Below are 24,834 nucleotides of genomic sequence, written 5' to 3' on the forward strand. Positions count from 1 at the left end.
AAATATGACAGGAAAGATATTAGACAAACTAAAAAAATACTTTGGCTATGACTCCTTTAGGGCTGGCCAGGAGGATTTGATAAATAATATCCTAGAAGGAAGGGATGTGCTCGGAGTCCTACCTACCGGTGGAGGCAAATCAATTTGCTACCAGTTGCCAGCACTAATAAAGAATGGGACAGCTATTGTTATCTCTCCCTTAATTTCTTTAATGAAAGACCAAGTTGATGCCCTGAGGGAAGATGGGATAAGGGCGTGTTTTATAAACTCAAGCCAGGACTATGAGACTTATGTCAATACCCTAAAAGAAGTAAGAAATGGGGAAATAAAGCTATTATATGTGTCGCCAGAAAGGCTAGAAAATGAGTTTTTTAGAGACTTTTTAAAAGATATTAACATAAGTTTTGTGGCAGTTGATGAAGCCCACTGCATATCCCAATGGGGCCATGACTTTAGGCCTTCTTATAAGTTAATACCAGAGCTTTACGAAATTCTAGGTGATGACCTACAAATCCTAGCCTTTACAGCCACAGCCACTAAAGAAGTTAGAGAAGATATAATAAGAAATCTTAAACTTAAGGATCCCTTTGTCAAAATTACAGGTTTTGATAGGCCCAACCTTAAGTTTGAAATCAAAAAACCCAAGGAAAAGCTCAAATTTTTGAGAGACTATCTCAAAGATCACGAAAATGAATCGGGCATAATCTACGCATCTACCAGAAAAAGAGTCGATGATATAGATAGAAATCTTAGGGCTCTTGGCATAAAATCCACCAAATACCATGCAGGACTGACTGAGCTTGATAGAAAAAAGGCCCAGGAAGACTTCATCTTTGATAAAAAAGATATAATCGTAGCGACAAATGCCTTTGGCATGGGGATAGATAAGTCCAATGTCCGTTTTGTAATTCATTACAATATGCCAAAGGATATGGAATCCTACTACCAAGAGGCAGGTAGGGCAGGTCGTGATGGGGAAAACTCTGACTGTATCCTCCTCTACTCAGCCCAAGATATAATCATAAATAAGCACCTAATAAACCAAACTGATAATATGGCTTATAGGAGGATTCAGCTTGAAAAACTCCAAACTATCATAAATTATGTAAATACGAGTAAGTGCCTAAGGTCTTATATACTTGAATATTTTGGCCAAGATGCGATTAATGACTGTGGATTTTGCTCAAATTGCCTGGAGACCAGCGAGAAAATCGATAAGACTGTTGATGCTCAAAAAATCCTATCCTGCATCTATAGGCTTGACCAAAGATATGGGATAAATACAGTCGTCGATTGCCTTAGGGGGTCTAAAAATAAAAATTCAAGGGAGAAAAATTTAGAAAATATTTCAACCTTTGGCATCATGGCCAAGACCAGCCAAAAGGAAATCAAGGATATGGTCGCAGCCCTTTTAGCATATGGCTACATCAAGGTCAATGGTCTTGATTATCCAATCCTTGCCCTGACAGAAAAATCAAAGGATATCTTATTTTCCAAAGATAAGTTTTATATAAGAAAAAGAGAAGAAGAAAAATCAACCAGCAAAAAGCACAAGTCAATGGATCTAGCAAATGCCGACCAAGAAGACCTATTTGAAAGGCTCAGAAGCCTAAGATTAGAGCTTTCAAAACAAAGAAAAATCCCACCATTTATAATATTTTCCGACCAATCCCTAAAGGACATGGCTATAAATAAGCCAAAGACAGAGGAAGAATTCCTAAGGATAAAGGGAGTCGGAGAGAAAAAACTAATACAGTATGGTGATCTTTTTATAGCAGAGATTAAAGAATATTTGCGAGAAAATTAAAAATCGCTTAGAAGGCAAGAGCCTTTTAAGCGATTTTTTTATAGTAATTGGATTCCTTTGTTGGCGAGTGTCCTTCTTTGACTATCTGGCCAGTAGGATACTTGGACTTCTCCAATGTGAGCCTTTTGTAAGAAGAACATACAAAGCCTTGATTGACCGATTCCTCCACCTATAGTTTGTGGGAGCTTGTCATCAAGGAGGAGCCTGTGATAGTCGTATTTGAGCCTATCAAGGTTGCCTGATTGTTTTAATTGTTCATTAAGCCTATGGCTATCTACCCTGATTCCCATTGATGATAGCTCTAGGGCATCGTCAAGGACTGGGTTGTAGACGATTATATCTCCATTTAGGAGCCAATCATCATAGTCTGGGGCCCTGCCATCGTGTTTTTCACCATTTGATAAGAGAGAACCTATCTGCAATAAGAATATTGAACCAAATTCTTTTGCTGCTAGTATTTCTCTTTCTTTGGGATCCTTGTCAGGATACATATCGAGAAGCTCTTGGCTGGTAATAAACCTAATTTGATCTGTTAGAAGTTTGCTTCTTGTAGGTATTAGACCACAAAGATATTCATCAAGACTTTTCATGGTCCTGTAGATGATTTCTACTGTTTGTTTTAAATATTCTTCATTCCTATCTTCTTTATTAATTATTTTTTCCCAATCCCATTGGTCTACATAAAAGGAATGGGTATTATCAGGCTCTTCGCATGCTCTAATGGCGTTCATGTCTGTGTAGAGGCCTTCGTGGGTTTTAAATTTATATTCCATGAGGGCGTATCTTTTCCATTTGGCTAGGGAATGGACAATTTCCATTTCTTCGTTATCAGCCTCTGGCAAGTTAAATGATACTGGTTTTTCTACGCCATTTAGGTTGTCATTTAGGCCTGATTTGCTTGATACAAATAGGGGAGCCGATACCCTTTTTAAATTTAGGTTATTGGCTAGGTTGATTTGAAAATAATCTTTTATTTCCTTTATTAAAACTTGAGTCCTGTAAAGGTCCTCGTTTGACTTGTAGGCTTCTGGTATTACTAATTTCATTATTAATTCTCCATCTTCTATTTTTCGCTATTATTCTTCTATTTTACTTCTTTTATAGGAAAATAAAAATTGTACAAAACTAAAATTTTCTTTCGAAATTACTATAAAAAATAAGGTTTATAAATAACTTGACTTAAGGGATTTTAACTGTATAACTTATCTAGAAATGGTAGAAATAAATTTTTTGATTTATACATACTTATACTAGCCATTTCAAAAAAAGAACTAGGATAAATGAATAAGCTTGTCACCTGTAGGTGGCTTTTTCTTTGTCCAAAATAAAATAGGAGAGAAAATGGAAAGTAAATTTAAAGAATTGTTTCAATTTGAAGGCAAAGTTTCTTTCAAAGAAGCCTTCCCACTAGCTTTACAACACGTAATCGCAATGATTGCAGGTTGTGTAGCACCTGCTTTGATCTTTGCTGATGCAGCAGGCCTAAGTCACGCTGATAGCATTATACTTGTACAGATGGCCCTTATAGGATCAGCCCTCACTTCATTTTTGATGCTTTATCCAATAGGGATTTTGGGTAGTAAATTACCTATGATTTATGGTGTAGCCTTCCCATATGTACCAACCATGATTGCCCTTTGTGGTCAATTTGAATCACTAGGTCCCGAAGGAATTGTGGCCGTAGTTTTAGGAAGTCAATTAATAGGAGCTATTGTTTCTATAGTGTTCGGTCTTGCCCTCAAATATATAACACCATTTTTCCCACCTCTTGTATCAGGAACTGTAGTTTTGGCTATAGGCCTTACCCTATATCCAGTTGCTATTACAAATATGGGTGGAGCAGGATCAGTTATGGCCCCAGGTTGGGGAGCATGGCAATATTGGCTTGTTGGTATAATCACCCTTCTTGTAAATGTTGGTCTTAACCACTTTGGCAAGGGCATTACTAAACTTGCTTCAGTATTATTTGCCATGGTTGTTGGCTATATCATAGCATTTTTCTTTGATATGGTAGACCTATCACCAGTTAGGGAAGCAGGTTGGTTATCAGTAGCAGCACCACTTCACTTTGGCATAAAATTTGAACCATCAGCCATAATTTCCTTTGTAATCATCTTTATGGTTACATGTATAGAAGGAATTGGAGATATGTCATCAACCACCATCGGAGGAATGGATAGAAACCCAACAGATGATGAGCTTAGGGGAGGAATTGTAGGTTTTGGTGTGGCAAATGTTATAGGTGCCTTTATAGGATGTCTTCCAACAGCTACATTTTCACAAAACGTTGGTATTGTTTCAGTAAATAAGGTTATAAATAGAAGGGTATTTTTCCAAGCAGGACTCATAATTCTTATAGCAGGCTTTATGCCAAAAATATCATCCCTACTTACAACAATCCCAGCTCCAGTAGTAGGAGGCGCAACCCTTTCAGTATTTGCAGCCATCACTATGAATGGTATCAGGATGATAACCGAACAACCACTTACAGTGAGAAACACTTCTATAGTAGGAATTGCAATTGCTATTGGCTTTGGTTTTACAACCATAGTTACAACAGCTGAATCTGCAGGCATAACATTTATGCCAGAGGCTCTTAAAAATGCAATCGGGGTTTCTCCAGTAGTCCTTGCTGCTCTCACATCAATTTTGATGAATGTAATGATTCCTGAAACAGATGCAGATAAGAAGCAAGGATCAACTCTTGAAGAAGTCTTAGAAGGCTAAATTTTTTAAAAGAGACCAGTAAAATGGTCTTTTTTTGTGGGGATTTTTAGATTTTACATAGATTTTACATAACCTTAAAACGGATTTAGTATTGGCCTAGTATTATAGATATCGAAAGAAAAACTTTTAAGGAGTTAAAAATGAAAATTACAAATAAAAAAATTTTAGCAGCAACACTTTCACTAGGTCTTATCCTTGCAGGATGCGGAAATGGTGATCAGGCAAAAGAAGAAACAAAAACAGAAACAGCTACAGAGAAACCAGCAAAGGAAGAAGCAGCAAGCAAGACAGATGCAGCTGATTACGAATTTACTGTAGTTTCTAGAGAAGATGGCTCAGGTACAAGAGGTGCCTTCATAGAGCTAGTCGGCCTTGAAGAAGAAGTAGACGGCGAGAAAGAAGACATGACTACCCTTGCCGCAGTAGTTCAAAACTCTACCAATGCTGTTATGCAAACAGTAGCTGGCGATGAAGGAGCAATTGGCTATATCTCATTAGGTTCTCTAAATGATACAGTTAAGGCTGTTAAGGTAGAAGGAGTCGAGGCTACAGAAGAAAACATAGCTTCTGGCGAATATAAGATTTCTAGACCATTTAACCTTGCCTACAAAGAAGCTGAATTATCAGACCTTGCCAAAGACTTCCTTAAATTTGTAATAAGCGAAGATGCCCAAGCCCTAAGCCTAGAAGAAGGCTATGTCCCACTTAAGGATTCTGAAAAATACCAGGCAAGTGGTGCTAAGGGAACACTCACAGTAGCAGGTTCTACCTCAGTAACCCCACTTATGGAAAAAATGGTAGAAAAATATAAGGAACTAAATCCAGAAGCCAATATCGAAATCCAATCAACTGGATCATCTGCAGGAATCGAAGCAGTAATAGATGGGGCAGCTGACATAGCAATGGCATCTCGTGAACTAAAAGATGAAGAAAAAGACAAGCTAGCCGTGGAGGTAATAGCTACAGATGGTATAGCCGTAATAGTAAATAAAGACAGTAAGCTTGAAAATTTGACCATAGACCAATTAAAGCAAATCTTTAAGGGCGAAATCACAAATACAAGCGAATTAGGAAAGTAAAATGGAAAAGATAAGGGAAAAAATCGGCGAGATAATTTTCCTCTTGTCTGCAGTGATGTCCGTATTTCTTATCTTACTTATCATATTCTTCATATTTTCTGAGGGTATGAAGTTTGTAAATGAATACGGACTTTTAAAATTCATCACAGGCTCAACTTGGAAACCAACTGCAGGCAATCCAAAATTTGGTATAAAACCAATGATAGTAGGATCTCTTATCGTAACCTTAGTATCAACATTAATAGCAGTACCCTTTGGCCTAGCCATATCAATCTTTATGGCCTATTATTCCAAAAAATCATACGGCTCGCTCAAGTCACTTATCAACCTCATGGCAGCAATCCCATCAGTAGTATATGGTTTCTTTGCTATGATGGTTCTAGTGCCTTTAGTTAAGGATATATTTGGAGTAAAAAGTGGTATGAACATGCTCACAGCATCCCTCCTCCTTGCTATCATGATCCTACCGACTATGGTAAATATCTCAGAAAACTCCCTAAGGCAGGTGCCAAAGACCTTTATGACAGGATCCCTTGCCCTTGGAGCAAGCAAGGAAGAGACCATTGCCAAGGTCCTAGTGCCATATGCCAAATCAGGAATATTTTCATCAATAATCCTTGCCATAGGCAGAGCCATAGGTGAAACCATGGCAGTCTACCTAGTCATAGGTAACCAGCCTATGATGCCAACATCCCTCCTAAAGGGAGCAAGAACCCTAACAACAAACATAGTACTAGAGATGGGTTATGCATCAGGTATGCACAGGCAGGCCCTAATAGCTACAGGCATGGTCCTCTTTTGCTTTATCCTGATCATAAACATATTATTTAATATCATACGAAATAAAACAGAAAGCAAATTTTAGGAGCTAAGATGAGTAAATTATTTAAAGGTCTAATCATGACCCTAACAACCCTAGGCTATGCTGTATCGGGAATCATCATCGCCTATATCCTATTTGAAGGCATACCTAATATATCGCCGGGACTTTTCTCTCTGAAATACACATCAGAAAATGTCTCAATCATGCCTTCCTTGATAGCAACCCTTATGACAATTATAATAACCCTACTTGTATCCCTACCAGTAGGAATCTTTACGGCAATTTATCTATCAAATTACGCAAAAAACAAATTTTTAATAAAGGCAGTTAGGTTTTCAACAGAAATCCTATCATCAATCCCATCTATAGTTTATGGCTTATTTGGCTACCTATTTTTTGTAACAAGTACTGGTCTTGGCCTTGGAATGCAATATTCTCTCCTAGCAGGATGTTTGACAGCGGCCATCATGGTCCTACCTACAATCATAAGGACCACAGAAGAGGCAATCCTTACAGTAAATCCCCTACAGGCTCACGCATCCCTAGCCCTAGGAGCAACAAAAATCCAGACTATCTTTAAGGTAATACTTCCAGATGCCATGGATGGAATACTTGGGGGAATATTCCTATCAACAGGAAGAATAGTAGGAGAATCTGCAGCCCTAATCTATACAATGGGAACCCACCCAGAAATACCAAAAAGTTTATTTGACTCAGCAAGAACTATGGCAGTGCACATGTATGTCCTATCAAGCGAGGGACTGCATGTAAAAGAAGCCTATGCCACAGCGGTCCTACTACTTGTTTTTGTAGTGATAATAAACTTCCTATCTGCAAAAATAAGCAAGAAAATAGTCAAAGCTTAGGAGAATAAAATGGAAAAGATAAAAGAAAAGTCTCGTAAAAAAGATATAGATCAAGAAATAAAAGATATAAATAAATCAAACAAATCAATTTTTAAGGAAAGGATAGTCGAAGACATGGGCACATCAATCCTTGTAAAGGACCTAAAGCTATGGTATGACGACTTCATGGCCTTAAAAAATATAAATATGGATATCAAAAAAGGCAAGGTAACAGCCTTCATAGGCCCCTCTGGCTGTGGCAAGTCTACAACCCTAAAATGCTTTAATAGGATGAATGACCTTGTTGATTCGTGTAAAATAGAAGGTTTAATAGAAATAGAGGGGCAGGATATTTACAAAAAAGATGTGGATGTCGTCTCCCTTCGTAGAAATGTAGGCATGGTCTTCCAATCACCAAACCCTTTTTCAAAATCAATCTATGACAATATAACATACGGGCCAAAAATAAGTGGAATCAGAGATAAGGATAGTCTTGATGAAATCGTAGAAAAATCCCTAAAATCTGCAGCAATTTGGGATGAGGTAAAGGATAAGCTTAAGCAAAATGCCCTATCACTATCAGGTGGCCAGCAGCAAAGGATATGTATAGCAAGGACCCTATCAGTAAATCCTGAAATAATTCTAATGGATGAGCCAACAAGTGCCCTAGATCCAATATCAACAGCAGCCATAGAAGAGCTAATGGATCAGCTAAAAGAAAATTACACTATAGTAATAGTAACCCACAACATGCAACAGGCAGCGAGGATTTCTGACCAAACAGCCTTCTTCCTAACAGGAGAAGTTATAGAGATGGATGATACAAAAAAAATCTTTGAAAACCCAGCTGATAAGAGGACTGAAGATTATATCACAGGAAGGTTTGGATGATATGATGAGAAGTAGATTTATAAACGACCTAGACTCAATCAAGGAAATGTCAAGCAAGGTCAACCAGCTAATATTAATATCCTATGATAGATTTGACCTATATTTGGAAAGCAAGAATAAAGAAAATTTAGACCATGTAATAGAGCTTTACGATGATATTAGAAGGGGAGCAAGCGGGGTAGAAAATTTCTGCTTTGAGCTCCTTGCCCTCCAGCAACCGGTAGCAAGCGATTTAAGGTTTTTGCAAATGGAAATAAAGCTTGCCTCAAGTCAAAAAAGAATAGCAAGCCATCTCACATCGGCAGCGACCATCCTAAAAGAATACGACCTTACAGAAGAAGAGACAAACTTTTTAAAAGAATTCATAGCCAATGAAAAGAAAATGGCTCTTGATTCTATGAATGCTTTTGTAAATGATGATAAGGACCTAGCCCATAAAACCATAGAAAAAGACCAAATAAACAACAAATTATTTGTAGATGCTATAAATTATACAGCAAAACTAAACAAAGACGATAAGATAGGAGCGGTGGAATTGTCAAATAAAATCCTCTTATTCAAATACTTTGAAAGATTAGGAGATAGGCTAAGAAGAGTAGCAGAATTAGCAACGAGGTTATAAATGATATATGTAGTTGAAGATGACAAGGCAATAAGAAATTTAGTAGCCTACGCCCTGGGTGAGAAGGGCTATGAGCTAAAGACCTTTGAGGATGGAATCGATATAGTAGATATCATAAGGGATAAGCCTTGCGATTTATTACTTCTTGACCTAATGCTGCCAGGCAAGGACGGGATAGAAATTTTAAAGGAAATAAGAGAATTTTCTGACCTGCCAGTAATAATACTTACAGCCAAGACCGATGAATTTGATAAGGTCCTAGGCCTAGAAAGTGGGGCAGATGACTATATAAGTAAGCCTTTTTCAATCCTAGAACTTTTAAGTAGGGTCAAGGCAGTCCTAAGAAGGTCAAACAAAAAAGATACCGACCATATCAACTACAAAAACATAAGCATTAACACAAAAAAACGTACGGTCAAGGTCGATGGGGAAAAAATTGACCTAACCTACAAAGAATTTGAAATGCTAAATTTATTTATGAACAACTTAAGTAATGTCATAACCAGGGATGATTTTCTAATAAAAATCTGGGGCTATGACTACCAAGGAGAAACAAGAACCGTAGATGTCCATATAGCAAGCTTAAGAAGCAAGCTAAAGGATGCGGGAAAATATATAAAGACAGTAAGAAATCTCGGTTATAAATTTGGAGAAATATGAAAAAGTTAACTAAAAAATCCCTAATCACATCAGCAACCATAGCTAGCATCCTAGCTGTGGTTGTAGCTTTATATAGCAAAGATTACATAAATATCTTAATATTTTATCTAGGAAGTCTTGCAATTTTAATTAGTTCGCACCTCTTTATAGATAAAAAACTTGATAGCTATGCAAGCAAGGTCAGTGATTTCAATAAATATTATGATTTCAAAGACATAGGCGATGATTTTGAAGATGTGGGCAAGATTTATAGAAATTTATTAAATAAAAATGTTAGACTAGAAAAAAAAGTCTCCATGTTAGAAAGAAAGATTGACCAGCTTAAGGCTATGACATCAAACATGGAAGAAGGATTTATCATTTTTGATAGCAAGGGCAAGGTAGATATGATGAATGAATCTGCCAAGACCTTCCTAAATAAGGATGAGAGTGTCCATCTAGAAAATCTAATCAACAAAAAAGATTACCTCCTTGCCGTAAGGGAAGTAAAGCTTACATCTAAGTCCAGATCCCTATCTATAGACGTAAATAATTACCATCTAAAATTATTTATAGACCCGATAAACGAGGACTGGAAGATGGGCTTTGTAGTCATAGTCATAGATTATTCGGAAACCAGGAAGGCAGAGCTAATGAGAAGGGAATTTTCTGGCAATGTCACCCACGAACTAAAAAGCCCACTTACATCAATAAATGGCTATGCAGAGCTGATTGCTACAGGCCTAGCTAAAGACAAAGACATAAGAGAATTTGCTCAGATTATTTATGAAGAAGGTAATAGACTCTTAGAAATAATTGATGATATCCTAAAAATATCAAGGCTAGATGAGAGAGACTTTGAACTAAGCAAGAGTCCGATAGATTTAAAAGATGAAATGGATACAATAATCAAAAAATTTGCCAATGCATCTGATAAAAAGGCCATAAAAGTAATAAACCGCCTAGATAATTTTAAAATTTATAGCCAGAAATCTTTATTTGTCGACCTCTTATCAAATATTTACGAAAATGCCATCAAATATAATAAGGAAGGCGGAGAAATTGAAATATATTCAATCCTCGAAGCAAGCTCTATAAAGCTTTGTATAAGGGACACAGGAATAGGGATTGCAAATTCTGACATCAAAAGAGTCTTTGAAAGATTTTATGTGGTAGATAAGTCTAGGGACAGGAAGGTAAAATCAACTGGTCTTGGCCTATCTATAGTCAAACATATAGCAGATTATTTAGAAATGGATATAAGTTTAGAAAGCACTCTGGGAGTGGGTTCTACCTTTATCATTAATATAAATTTAGAATAAAATGCAAATCCATATTGAAATAAAGTGTTAAATTTGTTACAATCATAGTAGGACTAAATAAAAAGGAGAATAAAATGAAGGTAACTATATGCTCATGTGCTAGGTGTACTGCCCACGGCAATGAATATTTACATGATTCAGCTGAAATAGTAAAAAGGGATGTGGAAGTTGCTTACGAAGTAGATGATCTAGGTAATGCTCCAGAGATTGAAATAATCTACGCAAACATAATGGATGAAGTTGAAGATTCAAAAAGATTATCACCAATTGTCAAAATTGATGACGAATACATAACAAAAGCAAAACCAGAAGTATTGATGGATAAGATGTATAGCACTATCAATGTTGATAGGAAGGCTAAGAAAAAAGCAAAGAATAAGTAAAAAATAAGTAGTTGAGGTAATAATGAAAGAATCGTACATAGATATATTAAACATAAGAAGGATGGCTTTTGAGGCAGTTGCAAAAATTGCCTACGAAAATAGGCCACTAACAGATATTGGACTAGAAGTTTATAACATACTTCCAGGTGAGGAAGCATCTTACAGGGAAAATATCTTTAGAGAAAGAGCTGTAATGGGCGAGAGACTAAGGATGTGTATAGGTCTTGATGCAAGGACAGCTGACAAGACAGAAGCCATAACAGCAGGCCTAGATGGAATGGATGTCGACAGAAGAATCTACCACCCACCTTTAGTACAAGTTATCAAAATTGCTTGCGAAGCTTGTCCAGAAAACAAGGTAACAGTTACAGACCAATGTCACGCTTGTATAGGCCACCCATGTGTAAATGTCTGCCCTAAAAACGCAGTCAGCTATTCAGCAAAGGGTGCTGTAATTGACCAAGATAAGTGTATCAAATGCGGCAAGTGCGTGGATGCTTGTCCATATAATGCAATCAACCACCAAAAGAGACCTTGTGCAGAATCTTGTGGTGTTAAGGCAATTAAATCAGACGAACTAGGTCGTGCATCAATAGATGAAAATAAGTGTGTAGCTTGTGGTAGATGTATCATAACCTGCCCATTTGGTGCCATCTCAGATAAGGGAGAAATTTATCAATTAATAAAATCCCTCCAATCAGATAGAAAAGTATATGCAATAGTAGCTCCATCCTTCGTAGGTCAATTTGGAGCAAATGTAAGCCCAAAACAAATTAGAGAAGCTGTTAAAATGCTAGGCTTTGATGATATGATAGAAGTAGGACTTGGTGCTGACCTTACAACCATGAACGAAGCACACGAATTCTTAGAATCTGTACCAACAGGCAAGATTCCATTTATGGGTACATCCTGCTGCTTCTCTTGGAAACTTATGGTAAGGAAGAACTTCCCAGACATTAACGACAAGATTTCAGAATCATCAACACCAATGATCTACTCAGGTAAGCAAATGAAAAAACGTGATCCAAATTGCGAAGTAGTATTCATAGGACCATGTATTTCTAAAAAGCTTGAAGCCCTAGAACCAGAAGTAGCTGAGGTAATAGACTTTGTAATAACCTACGAAGAGCTTCTAGGAATGCTCCTTGCCAAAGGTATTGAGCCAGCTGAGATAGAAGTAGAAGATGAAATCATGGATGCTTCAGAAACAGGTAGATACTACGCAGTAAGCGGTGGAGTAGCTAAGGCAGTTGAAAAGAGAATCCACGAAATAGATCCTGATGTAAAAGTAGAAATGGAAAATGCAGAAGGTCTAGCTGACTGTGTCAAACTGGCAAGAATGGCTAAACTTGGCAAGATGAATGGCAAGCTAATCGAAGGAATGGCTTGTATGGGAGGCTGTGTAGGCGGTCCTGGTACAGTAGTTGATAATAGAAAGAGCGGCAAGGCAGTACTAGCCTTCTCTAAAGAATCAATCTTCAAATCTCCAGCAGATAATACCAATATCCCAGTTGAAGATAGGCCAGATGATAGCAAATTACAAGTAACAAAAGAAGACTAAAAATTATTATAAATGACAGGCAAAGACATTAACTTTGCCTGTCATTTTTTATTGGTCAAAATTATAAGAATTCCTTGAAAAATCTGATAGTGAAAATCAATTGCAGGCTTTTTAAAAATATGATAAAATAAAAATGAACAATGTTCGATATTCAAAGAACCTTGTAAATCAATATATAAAGGAAAGCATATGATTAATAAGAAACTTATGAAAATCTTGCAAGGATCAAAAAAATACCTCTATTGGAATTTATTTTTTAGAATCTTGTCCTTGCTCATGCAAATCGGAATAGTCTCAATCTTTAGCCAGACTCTTTCCTGTCTTTTAAGAAACAGACTTGAAGAAATATCTCTTTGGCAAATAGTTTTATTTGGATTTTTGCTCATATCTATAAAACTTTTTAGTCAATATATGGCAAGCCGCATAGCCTTTATTTCTACTAAGGCTATCAAAGAGAAGATGAGAAAGATAATTTTTGAGAAAATGATGGATGATAGGATAAATTATAGGGATAAACTATCAACATCATCGCTTTTACAATTATCTGTAGAGGGAGTAGACCAGCTAGAAATATATTTTACATCCTACTTGCCTCAACTTTATTATAGCTTCCTGGCAGCTTTTATTATCTTCATATTTATAGGATACATAAGCATAGATGCAGCGCTTTGCATGATTTTGTGCCTGCCACTTATTCCCGTATCAATAATTCTGGTACAAAAGATAGCCAAAAAATTATTAGGTTCTTACTGGACATCTTATACCAACTTAGCCGATATTTTTCTAGAAAACCTAGAAGGCCTTACTGAATTAAAAATCTATGATGCAGATGAGTCTAGACAAAATTTGATGGATGACTTTGCAGAAAAATTTAGGAAAGCTACCATGAAAGTCCTACTCATGCAGCTTAATTCCACATCCATAATGGATATAATAGCCTATGGTGGGACAGCTGCAGGCATTGGCATTGCTATCTTGGAATTTTCAAAAAATTCTATAAATATATTTGGTCTTACTTTTATAATCCTACTAGCGGCAGAATTTTTCCTACCTCTTAGGTTGTTAGGGTCATTTTTCCATATAGCTATGAATGGTATAGCAGCTTCTAATAAGCTGATGGCCCTTATAGATAGCGATAGTGAGGAAGTTGGCAAAGAAATAATAAAGGAAGATAAGCTTGGTATATCTTTTAAAAATGTGAGTTTTTCTTATGACGATAAGAGGGAAATTCTGGATAATATAAGTTTTGATATAAGGCCAAATCAGCTAACAAGTCTAGTTGGAGTCAGTGGTTCTGGAAAATCAACTATAGCTAGGCTAATAAAAGATTCAAAGCTTACTTATAGTGGGGAAATTCTACTAAATGATATAGAAAAAACTTTTTATATTCCAGACAATCTCAATAAAAACATTGTAAATATAGATTTTAATGCAAGACTTTTTAAGGGAAATGTCAGGGAAAATTTATCTATAGCGAATCCTGCTCTAAGCGATGAAGATATTATAGGGGCCCTCAAAAGAGTTAATTTGTATGAATTTTTTGAAGGCCTTTCAGGTCTTGATACTCCTATTTTAGAAGAAGCTTCAAACCTATCAGGAGGTCAAAGGCAAAGACTAGCCCTTGCTAGGGCTCTACTTTTTAAGGCTAAGTTATATATCTTTGATGAGGCAACAAGTAATATAGATGGGGAAAATGAAAGAGAGATAATGAAAGTGATAAGAAAGCTTGCCGAGGAAAAATCAGTCCTTATCATCTCACACAAGCTTATAAATCTTGTAGATAGCGATATAATTTATTTTCTCGAAGATGGAGAAATTAAGGCAAGTGGTGACCATGAAAGTCTTTATAAGTCTTGTGAGCCTTATAAAAATATCTTTGATAAGCAAGAAGAGCTTTGCTCTTACGCTAAGGGGGTAGGAAATGAAAAATAGAAGAAGTGGTCTTGTGGTCATGAAAAATATGATTGGCCTTGTAGGGGACCTAAAAATATATATGTTTATAGCAGCCTTTATTGGAACGCTTGGTCATTTGTGTGCAAGTTTTGTCACGATTTTTGCAGGATACGGTCTTTTAGCTAATATAAATAATGATGGTAGGAATATTTTCTTTATCAAGCTAATGTTTACTATTGCAATCTTAAGGGGGATTTTCCACTATATAGAGCAATACGCCAATCATTACCTGGCCTTTAAAATTTTAGCAAAGATAAGGCACTTAGTTTTTAAGAAAATGAGAAGCCTAGCTCCTGCAAAACTATCAGGCAAGGATAGGGGCAATCTTATAAGTCTTATTACATCAGATATAGAGCTTTTGGAGGTATTTTATGCCCATACCATTTCCCCAATAGCCATAGCGATTTTGTATATGATATTTATGGAAATATTTATAGGGAGCTTTTCAATCTACCAAGCCCTCCTTGCCTTAATGGCCTACCTAAGTCTTGGCGTCCTTTGTCCATATTTTATTAGCAGAAAAAATTCTGAACTAGGGCTTAATCTAAGAAATAAAAATGGAGACTTAAATTCCTTTGTTCTTGAAACAATCAGAAATATAGACGAGGTAAAGCAATTTGACCTTAGGGATTCTAAGCTAAAGACCCTAAGAAATAAATCCAGGTCTCTAAGAAAAACTGCCAACAAACTCGATATATTAAAATCAAAATCAGAAGCTATGATAGGGGCTTTGATCTTAGTTTTTAGCTTTTTGATGTTAATTTTATCAGTCTACCTATTTCAAAATAAAATCATAGACATAAAGGGAGTTGTTATTCCAGTCCTTGCTATGTTTTCAAGCTTTGGACCTTTTGTAGCCCTATCAAACCTAGGCAATATCTTATCCCACACCCTTGCTAGTGGTGATAGGATTTTAGACCTCTTAGAAGAAGATCCCCTTGTAAAAGAAGTCGAAGGATATTTAGACATGGAAAAATTTGAAAGCGCAAGTATTTCTGATATTTCCTTTGCTTACAAAGATGAAAAAATTATAGAAGGCTTATCTTTGGATATACCGAAAAATAAAATTTTGGCTATATATGGTAAAAGCGGCTCAGGTAAGTCAACTCTACTTAGGTTATTGATGAGATTTTGGGATGTTGATTCTGGAAAGATAGAAATAAATGAAGAAAATATACAAAATATCCCAAGCAAAAACTTAAGGCAAATGCAAGCTCTCTTGGGTCAAGATACTCATATATTCAATATCAGCCTAAAAGATAATATAAGAATTGGAAAAATTGGGGCAAGTGATGAAGAAATAAAACAAGCTGCTAAAAAAGCTTCAATCCATGAATTTATAGAATCTCTCCCTGATGGCTATGACACTTTGGCAGGAGAGCTTGGAGATAGCTTTTCAGCTGGAGAAAGGCAAAGAATTGGAATAGCCAGGGCCTTTCTCCATGATGCAGACCTTATGCTTTTTGACGAACCGACATCTAATCTTGATATCTTAAACGAGGCGACAATACTTAAGTCAATAAAAAAGGCCAGTAAGAATAAGACCATCCTTCTGGTAAGCCATAACCTATCTAGCTTATCAATTGCAGATGAAAAAATAAAAATAGAGTCAATGAGGAAATCTTAGCATATATTTGTCCTTTATAAGCTTAAATGATATAATAACACATATGATATAAAGAGAGGTTCTTATGGGACAAACAACACTCATGCTTATGATCATAACCATAGTCTCCAAAGTCTTTGGATTTATTAGAGAGGCTGTAATGGCGTCCTTTATAGGGGCAAGTGATCTAAAAAGCATTTACACAACAGCCAATACCCTGCCAGTAGTTGCAGCAAACTTTGTGGCAGTCGGTATTATTTCAGGTTTCATACCAATATATAACAAGGCAAAAAATGAGGAGGGCGAAGCGGCCGCTGAGGAATTTACATCAAATATTTTCAATATTTTGATGAGATTTGGCCTTATTGCAGTAGTCCTAGGTATAATTTTTGCAAAACCATTTTCAAAAATTTTAAGCCCATCCCTAGAGGGAGAGTGGCTAGATCTTGCCACAAATTACACCAGGATAATGATGTTTGCTGTCTTTGCTTACCTTTATTCAGCAGTCTTTAGGGGATATCTAAATCTAAAGGGTAATTTCTTTGACCCAGCCATAACCGGTATATTGATGAATGTGATTATAATAATTTTCACCATCCTAACCGGTATTACTGGCAATCCTTACCTTTTGATTATAGGGGCACTTTTGGGAAATGTCCTCCAGTATATCCTATTTCCAAAAGCTGCTAGAGATGCTGGTTATGAGCATAAGAGAACATTTGATATTCATAATAAATATGTAAGAAGCTTAATGCTCATATCAATCCCAATTATAATATCATCTGCAGCAGGTGAGCTTTCAATAATTGCAGATAACTCTATGGCTTCAGCCTTTTTTGGTAAGGCTGCAATATCAAAGCTATTTTACTCAAAGACCATGCTTACCCTAATCACAGGTGTAATTACAGTTTCTGTAACTACAGCTATCTTTCCAAAGATTGCAAGCCTTGGCCAATCTGGTGAGTTTGAGCAGATGAAGGGGGAAATATCATCTGCAGTAGTTACTACTATGAGTCTAGTAATACCAGCGACAATCGGAATGATGGTTCTATCTAGACCAATAATAGAGCTTGTTTTTGAAAGAAATGCCTTTACAAGCGATGATACAGCTATAGTTGCAAGTTTGCTTACAGCCTACTCACCTTATATAATTTTCCAATCTTTGTCAGATGTGGTGGATAGGGGATTTTATGCGGTTGGCGATAGCAAGACACCAGTTATAATTGTAGTTATGCAACAATTTTTAAATATTATCCTAAACTTTATACTAATTAAGTTTTTTGATCTAGAGGGACTTGCCTATGCAACAGTTTTATCAACTGCCATAGGATCAGCCTTTATGCTTTATAAGTTTAGGGACAATTTTGGAGCCTTTAACTTTAGACAGGCTGCCATATCCCTAGGCAAGATTATCCTTGCTACATGCATAATGGCATTTCTTGCCATGCTTACCTATTCAGGACTTGCAGGCAAAATAAGCCATATTATAGCTCTTTTTGTGGCAATTATTGTGGCAGGATTTGTCTATGTATTGCTTATTTTACTAGCTAGAATTCCAGAAGTTATGGAACTTGTAAATCACATTTATCATAAGCTATTTGGAAGAAGGGAAAAAGAAAAAAGAGTAGCCAAGAAAAAAAGAAAACAAAGATATTAAAAAAGAGCTAAAGCTTTAGCTTTCCTGAGATTAACTCTTGGAAAGCTAGGCCCTAGCTCTTTTTACATTTTCATTATTGTATTTTTTATAAAGATTGATACGACCTTAGAGAAGTTTTCTAGGCTACTTATCTTACAAAAATCTGCCCCATAGATTAGCTTGGCATTTTCTAAATCTTCATCTTCGCCGGTAAAGACTCCAAGGACTGATACTTCATCGTTTTTGATATTTCTAATCTCCTTGGCTGTGTCATTTACGGCAAGTTCTCCCACATATTGGTTTTTTTGAAGGAGCTTAACTGTATTTATATTTGCCTTCTCATCGTTTGGTTTGCCATCTGAAAGGACTATTAGGATGTGCTTTTCATTGTCCTTAGTCTTATCTATTAGCTCATTTAAAAGCTTAAAGGCTAGGCCATCCCTATTTGATCCTGAGGCAAAGTATTTATAAATCTCATTGTTTTTGTGTTTTTCATTATAGTCCCTAAAAATATTAAAGACTGTGTGATCTCTTAGGGTCGAATAAGACAAGACCCTAATTGGAATACCAACCTCATCCATGGCATTTTCTATGATGTAGGCTTGGTTGGCTATTATCTCTTGCCTTTTATTTTGACTGGCCGATGAATCTAGGAGCAAGTCCACCTTAAAACTAGATACATCGTCATTTTCCATATTGTCAAAGATATTAAAATCCTTTAGGACGGCTGCCCTCCAGGCCTTGGTAGAATCAACCATGCCGTAGGATTTAGAAATTTCTGAAAAATCTTCATAATTAGCTATAGAATTTTTTATAGTCTGGGCAAGTTCCTTAATCGAACGGTTGTTAATTGCTAGGTTTTTTTCTATATAGGCCTTGTTTTTTTCGTAAACTTCATCCCTATTTTTCTTATAAAACCTGGCATTTGGGCTATCCTTGTAGATTCCTTTTGTAAAATAAAGGCTCTTGCCAGCATGGACTCCCTTGGCTACTTTTTCTTCTAGGGCTCTGACCTTAGCTTCTGGGTAGATGCTTTTGCCGTAGAAGTCTTCTATAAATTCATCACTTGTGTGGTAGCCTTCCTTATCAGCATTTAAGAGGATTAGGTGCCTATCATTGTCCTTTTTCTTATCTTCCAGGTAGATATTGCCTGTAAATTCTGCAGAACCTATGTTAAATTGATCCTTGATAAATTCATCAGAAAAATCTGCCTTTTCTTCATCCTTTTTAGAAGATTTAAAATCCTTTGGCTCCTTATCCTTGATCATTTCATTAAGGAGGGCCTGGTTTTCTTCTGACCTTTCAAAGGCAAAATATGTCTTAAAGACCTTATTTAATTTATCAATAAGGTCTGCCGTATCGAGTGTATAGATTTTAAAAATCTCATTGTAAATATTTCTAAAAAGGGCTCCTTCTGTGATTGGCTTGCCTAGGACCTTGCCATAGTAGGCATTTTCAATTTGTTCTTTTAAGTCATCTGCCTCATGGTAGCGGTATTTGCGTAGGACTTTACTTGCGTAGGTCTTTCTGAACTTTTCTATTACTAAATTAGAATCTTTAAGACTTTTAAAGGCTATATCCTCAATCAAGAGATTTGTTATATAGGAAAATTCCTCATAGAAGGGATTTTCATCTCTTAAATAAGCAAAGAAAGAATCAAGCATATCAAAATCAAAGGTCTTTATGATAAAGCCTGTTGTCATATTTTTATAGACTTGATCCATTGGATAGGACTTTTTGGGGATGAATTTGTAATCATCCGCAAAGTCCCATATTATGTTGTACTCTCTTATTTTTTCATAATTTTCATTCATCAAAGACACTCTCATCTATTGATTCAGGTATTTTTGTTTTGATAGCATCAAGGACTATCTCCCTTTCAAAGGCATCAAAGGACTTATTTACAAGACCCATCATAATCGCCTTATAAGGATTTAGGCCCACTCTCATTATCTCGATTGCTCCGATTAGGCCTCTTAGGTCGACTGGCTTGGTTGATATCTCGTTATTTTCGCTCTTTGTTTGTAAAGATATAAAGACATCTATAAAGGCCTTGCGGTATTTTTCCTTTAATTTTGGGAAATTATCTGTAAGAAGCTTATCAAGGTTAGACTCGCTGATGTTTGGCACATTTATAATCATAAACCTAGAAGCAAGGGCTTCATTTAATTCACGAGTGCCTACATAGCCGTAGTTCATTGTCCCTATAAATCTGGTATTTGGATCAAGCTTTATCTTATCAAAACCAGAAATTTCGATAATCCTCCTATGATCAAGACTTGCGTGGAGGACTGAAATGGCCTCGTTTTTAGCCATATTAATCTCATCTAAGATTGCAAATCCACCATTTATAGCAGCCTCAAAGATAGGACCCTTCCTAAATTTGACCTCACCATCCTTAAAGGTATCAGCCCCGATAAGGGAAGCAAAGTCTGTATTGACGTGGAAGGAAATATCATAGGCTGGCCTTTTAAATAAATAGGCAAGGTTGGCCGCAAGGACGTTTTTACCTGTAGCCTTGGCTCCTGTAAGGAGGATATTTTTACCTGCAAGAAGGGCTGCAATTGCCTCTTCTAAGACTTCTTTTCCATAATATTTATATTCTGGCTTAATGACCCTATCAGAATCATCAAGGCCATTTTCTTTTCTATATTTTTCTAATTGGGCAATTAAGTTATCATTTATGCCCTGGTCTTTTAAATAATCTATCATTTTACACCTCTAAAATATTATACATAAAAAAATTTAATTTTCGAATTTCTTCTTGACTTAGTCCCAAATAGTACTATAATAAATATAGATAAATTAAAATTGTTTATTTACTTTAGAGAAAGAGGGAGTATGAATTTTGAAAAAGATCCCATATTCTCTATTTTTTCTTTGCTAAGATGTGCCAATGGCCTAAATAAGGAGAGGGCAAAGGTCTATGGACTAAATGACCTAGAGACTATCGTCCTAATCCACATAGGCTTTATGGAAAATCCTACCCAAAAGGATATATCTGAAAGGCTGAGTGCTCCCAAGCAAACAGTCAACAATATCATCAAAAATCTAAGGGAGGACGGTCTAATAGACCTAATCCCGGATGAAGTTGACAAGAGAATCAGAATCCTAAGGCTTACTGAAAAGGGCAAGAAAAATAGGGATGAGAGATTAAAACCGATCAATGAATCAAATGTTAGAATGAAACAGAGATTGGGCGATGAGAAGGTTAGAGAGATAAAAGATGCTCTTAAGCTTTTGATTAGCACAATCAAGGAAGATTTTAAAAAGGAGGATTAATGGAATCTATAAAAGAATTTAACAGGTCCTTTTCTTATATCAAGAAATACCTGGGAGAGTACAAGAAAAATCGAAATCTTTCTAGGATTTTTACAATTTTAGAGACTATACTTGAGCTACTTATTCCATACCTTATGGCCCTTACCCTTAATAATGCTGTTCAGGGCAAGGACTTGGGAATGGCTATTAAGTATGGAATCTTGATGGTCATAGCAGCTCTTTTGACAATGTTTTTTGGTATGAAGGCTACAAAAAACGCCGGAATTTCATCATCAGGCATGGGTCACAATGCCCGTCTGGCTCAATTTGAAAATATCCAAAGATTTTCTTTTGAGGATATAGATTATTTTGGGGTCCCATCCCTACTTACAAGACTATCATCAGATGTTCAACAAATAGCCATGTCCATGTTTATGTCGACAAGATTTGTCATTAAGACTGTGGCAATGGCGGTAGTTTCTTTTGTTTTGGCCCTAAATGCATCGCTTAAATTATCTTTGATATTTTTAGTGGCTGTGCCAATTTTATTTGCCATGCTTATGGGCCTTGCAAGCTTTGCTATACCTAAGTTTAGGAAGGCAAGATTCCAATATGATAAATTAAACTTAGTCATAGAAGAAAATCTTAACAACTCTAGGGTTATCAAGGCCTTTGTGAGGAAAAGATACGAAATTGACAAGTTCATGGTCCAAAATGAAAAGATGTTTGAATACGCAGATGGATCTCAAGGACCAATGTCATATCTATTTCCAATTGCCAATGTAATCTTATTTGCAACCTTCGTAGCCATTACCTACTTTGGAGGAATTGAGATTATAGAAGGCAGACTTGGGGTAGGCGACTTGGTTTCCTTTAATATGTATGCGACAATGCTTCTAGGCGCCTTTATAGGCATGTCCATGGTTCTTACTACCTTCATGGGAGCTTCTCCTGGCATTACCAGGGTTGTAGAAGTTATTGACAGGAAGCCTTCAATGGATAATAGTCAAAAAATCGAAGGCCTAAAACTAGAAGATGGGTCAATTGATTTTACAGATGTATGCTTTAAATATGAAAAAGATTCAGACCAATACCAATTAGAAGATGTAAATCTTCACATAAAAAGTGGTGAGTCTGTAGGAATTTTGGGATCAACTGGTTCCTCAAAATCAACCCTAGTTCAGCTTATTCCAAGACTTTATGACATTTCTTGCGGATCGCTTAAGGTAGGTGGCCATGATGTTAAAGATTATGACCTAAAGACTCTAAGAGATGATGTAGCAATCGTCCTTCAAAAAAATACCCTATTTTCAGGAACTATTGCAGATAACTTAAGATGGGGAGATGAGTCGGCAAATCTAGGAGAGATTATTGAGGCAAGCAAGATTGCTCAGGCTGATAGCTTTGTAAAGGAACGTCACGATGGCTATGATTCAGTACTTGGTCAAGGCGGAGTTGGTGTATCTGGTGGCCAAAGACAAAGGCTAACCATTGCCAGAGCCCTTCTTAAAAATCCTAAGATTCTAATCCTTGATAACTCTACATCAGCAGTAGATACCAAGACAGAGTCAGCAATCATCGATGGTATCAACAAGTTTAATAAGAACCTTACAAAGCTTATCATATCTCAAAGGGTATCTTCATTTAAATATGTTGATAGGATTATAGTGATGAATGAAGGAAAGATTGAAGCTATAGGCAGCCACGAAGAGCTTTACGCAAATAACAAGACCTATAGGGACACCTATGATATCCAACAACAAGGAGGTGGAGCTAATGAATAATAGTCACAAGATGAATGGCAAATCATATAGAAGAAATATTTCATTTTCATCAATAGCTAGACTTTTATCCTACCTTTTTGAATACAAGTGGCAGATGTTTTTGATAGTAGTTTGTGTAATAGTATCAGCCCTTACTCAAATTTGGGGAGTAAATATGCTTAAGCCTATCATTGACTCTTACATCTTAAAGGCAGATTTAGATGGGCTAAAGATAGCCTGCCTACAAATGGGTGCAATTTATTTTGTATCAGCAGCTACATCCTTTATCTATTCACGACTTATGGTAAGGATAGGGGAAAGGTCAATAAGAAATATAAGGGAAGAATTATTTGAAAAAATTCAAAAAATGCCAATAAATTTCTTTGACTCAAACCAACACGGCGAGATTATGTCAAGATTTACCAACGATACAGATGTTCTAAGCCAGGCACTAGCAAATACAGTTCCAACCATAGTTAGGGCTACAATCATGTTTACAGGTACAATACTTGTCATGTTTAAGCTAAGCTTTGGATTGACTTTTACCCTATTTTTAGGCCTTTTGGTAATGATACCAATCCTATCAAAGATAGTTATTAAATCAGCCAAAAGCTTCGGCGAGGGCCAGGCGAATGTGTCTACTTTACACGGTTTTTCAGAAGAAACCCTATCTGGTCAAAAGGTAGTAAAGGTATTTTCTAGGGAAGAGAAGGCCTTTGATGATTTTCATGACAAAAGTGAAAATGTAAGGTCAGCCTTTGCCAGGGCCAATACCTATGCAGGTAGGATGATGCCATTTTTGATAAATATGGTAAATATCCTCTATGCGGCAATTACTGTTCTGGGTGTATATTTCACTATCCAGGGAGATCTCACAGTAGGTGTTCTTGCAGCATTTTTATCAAATATCAGACAAATCCAAAACCCAATAGTAAATGTCAGCCAACAGGCCAACATGGTCTTCCAAGCCATGGCAGGGGCTGATAGAATTTTTGAAATAATTGACATGCCAATAGAAAAAGACACTGGCTTTATAGAGCTAGTCAATGCCTATCAAAAGGCAGATGGCACAATAGAAGAATCTGACAAGCTAACTGGCCGCTATGCTTGGATGTGGGATGATGGAGAAAGAAAACACTACAAGATGCTTGAAGGTAGGCTAGAATTTAAAAATGTAGACTTCTCCTATGACGGTAAAAACCAAATCTTAAAGGACATCTCCTTCTACGCAGATCCAGGTGAAAAAATTGCCTTTGTAGGCTCAACCGGTGCTGGTAAGACAACCATAACCAATGTAATCACTAGATTTTATGAAATAGACAATGGCTCTATAGAAGTAGATGGGATAGATACTAGAGATATTAAAAAAGACCACCTAAGGCGTGCCTTTGGAATGGTTCTTCAAGATGTAAATCTCTTTACAGATACAATTGAGAAAAATATCAGATATGGAAGGCTAGATGCAAGCGAAAGCGACATAAAATCATCAGCCAAGCTATCAGGAGCTGATTCCTTCATCAAGAGACTTCCTGATAGGTACCAGACAGAGATAAATGGCGATGGTTCATCACTTTCAGATGGTCAAAACCAATTAATTTCAATCTCAAGGGCAGCCCTTGCAGAACCACCAATGCTAATTTTAGATGAGGCGACCTCATCAATTGATACATCCACAGAAAGGGATGTAACAGAAGCCATGGATAATCTAATGGCAGGATCAACCTCCATAGTCATAGCCCACAGGCTATCCACCATCCAAAACTCTGATGTAATCATGGTAATGGATTCAGGTAGGATAATAGAACGTGGCAACCACGACAAGTTAATAAAAGAAAAGGGAACCTACTGGCAATTATACACAGGTAGGCTAGAACTTGATTAAAAATTGACCTCTCAATCTCAGATTGGGAGGTTTT

At 36.5% G+C, this 24,834-nt stretch carries 20 protein-coding genes; 17 read left to right on the plus strand and 3 right to left on the minus strand.

All coding sequences use genetic code 11. From position 1 onward, the window contains the following. Window positions 1-4: 4 nt before the first annotated feature. Window positions 5-1,807, plus strand: coding sequence for a DNA helicase RecQ (recQ, locus tag ACCQ42_RS00245; RefSeq protein WP_410035015.1), 1,803 nt, complete (start codon window positions 5-7; stop codon window positions 1,805-1,807). A 38-nt stretch (window positions 1,808-1,845) separates the two neighbouring features. Here recQ and asnA read toward each other — a convergent pair whose 3' ends face one another. After that, a complete protein-coding gene (asnA, locus tag ACCQ42_RS00250) occupies window positions 1,846-2,853 on the minus strand; it encodes an aspartate--ammonia ligase (RefSeq protein WP_265212146.1) in 1,008 nt (335 codons plus the stop codon). Window positions 2,854-3,148: 295 nt separating this feature from the next. Here asnA and ACCQ42_RS00255 point away from each other — a divergent pair, with 295 nt between their 5' ends. The 13 genes from ACCQ42_RS00255 to murJ all read left to right on the plus strand — a co-directional run bounded on the left by ACCQ42_RS00255 (window position 3,149) and on the right by murJ (window position 17,915). Beyond that, window positions 3,149-4,534, plus strand: coding sequence for a uracil-xanthine permease family protein (locus ACCQ42_RS00255; RefSeq protein WP_265212144.1), 1,386 nt, complete (start codon window positions 3,149-3,151; stop codon window positions 4,532-4,534). 140 nt (window positions 4,535-4,674) lie between these two features. Further along, window positions 4,675-5,613: a substrate-binding domain-containing protein gene (locus ACCQ42_RS00260; protein WP_410035016.1), complete on the plus strand. Its 939-nt coding sequence runs from the start codon at window positions 4,675-4,677 to the stop codon at window positions 5,611-5,613. A gap of 1 nt (window position 5,614) precedes the next feature. After that, window positions 5,615-6,478, plus strand: a complete 864-nt coding sequence (gene pstC / locus ACCQ42_RS00265; RefSeq protein WP_410035017.1) for a phosphate ABC transporter permease subunit PstC — start codon at window positions 5,615-5,617, stop codon at window positions 6,476-6,478. Between the two features lie 8 nt (window positions 6,479-6,486). Then, on the plus strand, window positions 6,487-7,302 hold the full coding sequence (gene pstA, locus ACCQ42_RS00270) for a phosphate ABC transporter permease PstA (RefSeq protein ID WP_410035018.1): 816 nt from the start codon (window positions 6,487-6,489) through the stop codon (window positions 7,300-7,302). 114 nt (window positions 7,303-7,416) lie between these two features. Further along, window positions 7,417-8,172 carry a phosphate ABC transporter ATP-binding protein PstB gene (pstB, locus tag ACCQ42_RS00275; protein WP_265212286.1) on the plus strand — a complete coding sequence of 252 codons (756 nt, stop codon included), beginning with the start codon at window positions 7,417-7,419 and terminating at the stop codon, window positions 8,170-8,172. 4 nt (window positions 8,173-8,176) lie between these two features. After that, window positions 8,177-8,794, plus strand: coding sequence for a PhoU domain-containing protein (locus ACCQ42_RS00280; RefSeq protein ID WP_410035019.1), 618 nt, complete (start codon window positions 8,177-8,179; stop codon window positions 8,792-8,794). Further along, a complete protein-coding gene (locus ACCQ42_RS00285) occupies window positions 8,795-9,454 on the plus strand; it encodes a response regulator transcription factor (protein ID WP_106460808.1) in 660 nt (219 codons plus the stop codon). Continuing rightward, on the plus strand, window positions 9,451-10,755 hold the full coding sequence (locus ACCQ42_RS00290) for a sensor histidine kinase (RefSeq protein WP_410035020.1): 1,305 nt from the start codon (window positions 9,451-9,453) through the stop codon (window positions 10,753-10,755). Before ACCQ42_RS00285 ends, ACCQ42_RS00290 begins: the two co-directional genes overlap by 4 nt. A 74-nt stretch (window positions 10,756-10,829) precedes the next feature. After that, entirely contained in the window at window positions 10,830-11,138 is a 309-nt protein-coding gene (locus ACCQ42_RS00295) for a hypothetical protein (RefSeq protein ID WP_311531458.1), read from the plus strand. Between the two features lie 22 nt (window positions 11,139-11,160). After that, window positions 11,161-12,699 carry a 4Fe-4S dicluster domain-containing protein gene (locus ACCQ42_RS00300; protein ID WP_410035021.1) on the plus strand — a complete coding sequence of 513 codons (1,539 nt, stop codon included), beginning with the start codon at window positions 11,161-11,163 and terminating at the stop codon, window positions 12,697-12,699. Between the two features lie 189 nt (window positions 12,700-12,888). Then, window positions 12,889-14,631: an ABC transporter ATP-binding protein/permease gene (locus ACCQ42_RS00305; RefSeq protein ID WP_410035023.1), complete on the plus strand. Its 1,743-nt coding sequence runs from the start codon at window positions 12,889-12,891 to the stop codon at window positions 14,629-14,631. Further along, window positions 14,621-16,279, plus strand: coding sequence for an amino acid ABC transporter ATP-binding/permease protein (locus tag ACCQ42_RS00310; protein ID WP_410035024.1), 1,659 nt, complete (start codon window positions 14,621-14,623; stop codon window positions 16,277-16,279). Before ACCQ42_RS00305 ends, ACCQ42_RS00310 begins: the two co-directional genes overlap by 11 nt. 64 nt (window positions 16,280-16,343) lie before the next feature. Then, window positions 16,344-17,915 carry a murein biosynthesis integral membrane protein MurJ gene (murJ, locus tag ACCQ42_RS00315; RefSeq protein ID WP_410035025.1) on the plus strand — a complete coding sequence of 524 codons (1,572 nt, stop codon included), beginning with the start codon at window positions 16,344-16,346 and terminating at the stop codon, window positions 17,913-17,915. 62 nt (window positions 17,916-17,977) lie between these two features. Here murJ and ACCQ42_RS00320 read toward each other — a convergent pair whose 3' ends face one another. Both ACCQ42_RS00320 and ACCQ42_RS00325 read right to left on the minus strand, forming a co-directional pair. Next, window positions 17,978-19,708: a vWA domain-containing protein gene (locus ACCQ42_RS00320; RefSeq protein WP_410035026.1), complete on the minus strand. Its 1,731-nt coding sequence runs from the start codon at window positions 19,706-19,708 to the stop codon at window positions 17,978-17,980. Continuing rightward, window positions 19,701-20,606 (minus strand): AAA family ATPase, encoded by a 906-nt coding sequence (locus tag ACCQ42_RS00325; RefSeq protein WP_410035027.1) that lies wholly within the window; start codon window positions 20,604-20,606, stop codon window positions 19,701-19,703. The genes ACCQ42_RS00320 and ACCQ42_RS00325 overlap by 8 nt, the downstream gene beginning before the upstream one ends. Window positions 20,607-20,735: 129 nt before the next feature. On the opposite strand from ACCQ42_RS00325, the gene ACCQ42_RS00330 reads away from it, so the two are divergent. The 3 genes from ACCQ42_RS00330 to ACCQ42_RS00340 are packed head-to-tail and all read left to right on the plus strand — an operon-like array spanning window position 20,736 to window position 24,800. Beyond that, window positions 20,736-21,176 (plus strand): MarR family winged helix-turn-helix transcriptional regulator, encoded by a 441-nt coding sequence (locus ACCQ42_RS00330; RefSeq protein ID WP_410035028.1) that lies wholly within the window; start codon window positions 20,736-20,738, stop codon window positions 21,174-21,176. After that, window positions 21,176-22,939 (plus strand): ABC transporter ATP-binding protein, encoded by a 1,764-nt coding sequence (locus ACCQ42_RS00335; RefSeq protein ID WP_410035029.1) that lies wholly within the window; start codon window positions 21,176-21,178, stop codon window positions 22,937-22,939. Before ACCQ42_RS00330 ends, ACCQ42_RS00335 begins: the two co-directional genes overlap by 1 nt. Next, a complete protein-coding gene (locus ACCQ42_RS00340) occupies window positions 22,932-24,800 on the plus strand; it encodes an ABC transporter ATP-binding protein (RefSeq protein ID WP_410035030.1) in 1,869 nt (622 codons plus the stop codon). The genes ACCQ42_RS00335 and ACCQ42_RS00340 overlap by 8 nt, the downstream gene beginning before the upstream one ends. The last annotated feature ends 34 nt before the right edge of the window (window positions 24,801-24,834 follow it).

The organism is Anaerococcus kampingae (genome assembly GCF_046365475.1).
GTDB lineage: Bacteria > Bacillota > Clostridia > Tissierellales > Peptoniphilaceae > Anaerococcus > Anaerococcus kampingae.

Excerpts from the sequence above, each read along its gene's own strand:
- ACCQ42_RS00325 (WP_410035027.1), bottom strand. The coding sequence starts at position 20,606 with ATGATAGATTATTTAAAAGACCAGGGCATAAATGATAACTTAATTGCC.
- pstB (WP_265212286.1), top strand. The coding sequence starts at position 7,417 with ATGGGCACATCAATCCTTGTAAAGGACCTAAAGCTATGGTATGACGAC.
- ACCQ42_RS00295 (WP_311531458.1), top strand. The coding sequence starts at position 10,830 with ATGAAGGTAACTATATGCTCATGTGCTAGGTGTACTGCCCACGGCAAT.
- ACCQ42_RS00290 (WP_410035020.1), top strand. The coding sequence starts at position 9,451 with ATGAAAAAGTTAACTAAAAAATCCCTAATCACATCAGCAACCATAGCT.
- ACCQ42_RS00255 (WP_265212144.1), top strand. The coding sequence starts at position 3,149 with ATGGAAAGTAAATTTAAAGAATTGTTTCAATTTGAAGGCAAAGTTTCT.
- asnA (WP_265212146.1), bottom strand. The coding sequence starts at position 2,853 with ATGAAATTAGTAATACCAGAAGCCTACAAGTCAAACGAGGACCTTTAC.
- ACCQ42_RS00260 (WP_410035016.1), top strand. The coding sequence starts at position 4,675 with ATGAAAATTACAAATAAAAAAATTTTAGCAGCAACACTTTCACTAGGT.
- recQ (WP_410035015.1), top strand. The coding sequence starts at position 5 with ATGACAGGAAAGATATTAGACAAACTAAAAAAATACTTTGGCTATGAC.
- ACCQ42_RS00330 (WP_410035028.1), top strand. The coding sequence starts at position 20,736 with ATGAATTTTGAAAAAGATCCCATATTCTCTATTTTTTCTTTGCTAAGA.
- ACCQ42_RS00285 (WP_106460808.1), top strand. The coding sequence starts at position 8,795 with ATGATATATGTAGTTGAAGATGACAAGGCAATAAGAAATTTAGTAGCC.
- pstA (WP_410035018.1), top strand. The coding sequence starts at position 6,487 with ATGAGTAAATTATTTAAAGGTCTAATCATGACCCTAACAACCCTAGGC.
- ACCQ42_RS00280 (WP_410035019.1), top strand. The coding sequence starts at position 8,177 with ATGAGAAGTAGATTTATAAACGACCTAGACTCAATCAAGGAAATGTCA.
- murJ (WP_410035025.1), top strand. The coding sequence starts at position 16,344 with ATGGGACAAACAACACTCATGCTTATGATCATAACCATAGTCTCCAAA.
- ACCQ42_RS00340 (WP_410035030.1), top strand. The coding sequence starts at position 22,932 with ATGAATAATAGTCACAAGATGAATGGCAAATCATATAGAAGAAATATT.
- pstC (WP_410035017.1), top strand. The coding sequence starts at position 5,615 with ATGGAAAAGATAAGGGAAAAAATCGGCGAGATAATTTTCCTCTTGTCT.
- ACCQ42_RS00305 (WP_410035023.1), top strand. The coding sequence starts at position 12,889 with ATGATTAATAAGAAACTTATGAAAATCTTGCAAGGATCAAAAAAATAC.
- ACCQ42_RS00320 (WP_410035026.1), bottom strand. The coding sequence starts at position 19,708 with ATGAATGAAAATTATGAAAAAATAAGAGAGTACAACATAATATGGGAC.
- ACCQ42_RS00300 (WP_410035021.1), top strand. The coding sequence starts at position 11,161 with ATGAAAGAATCGTACATAGATATATTAAACATAAGAAGGATGGCTTTT.
- ACCQ42_RS00335 (WP_410035029.1), top strand. The coding sequence starts at position 21,176 with ATGGAATCTATAAAAGAATTTAACAGGTCCTTTTCTTATATCAAGAAA.
- ACCQ42_RS00310 (WP_410035024.1), top strand. The coding sequence starts at position 14,621 with ATGAAAAATAGAAGAAGTGGTCTTGTGGTCATGAAAAATATGATTGGC.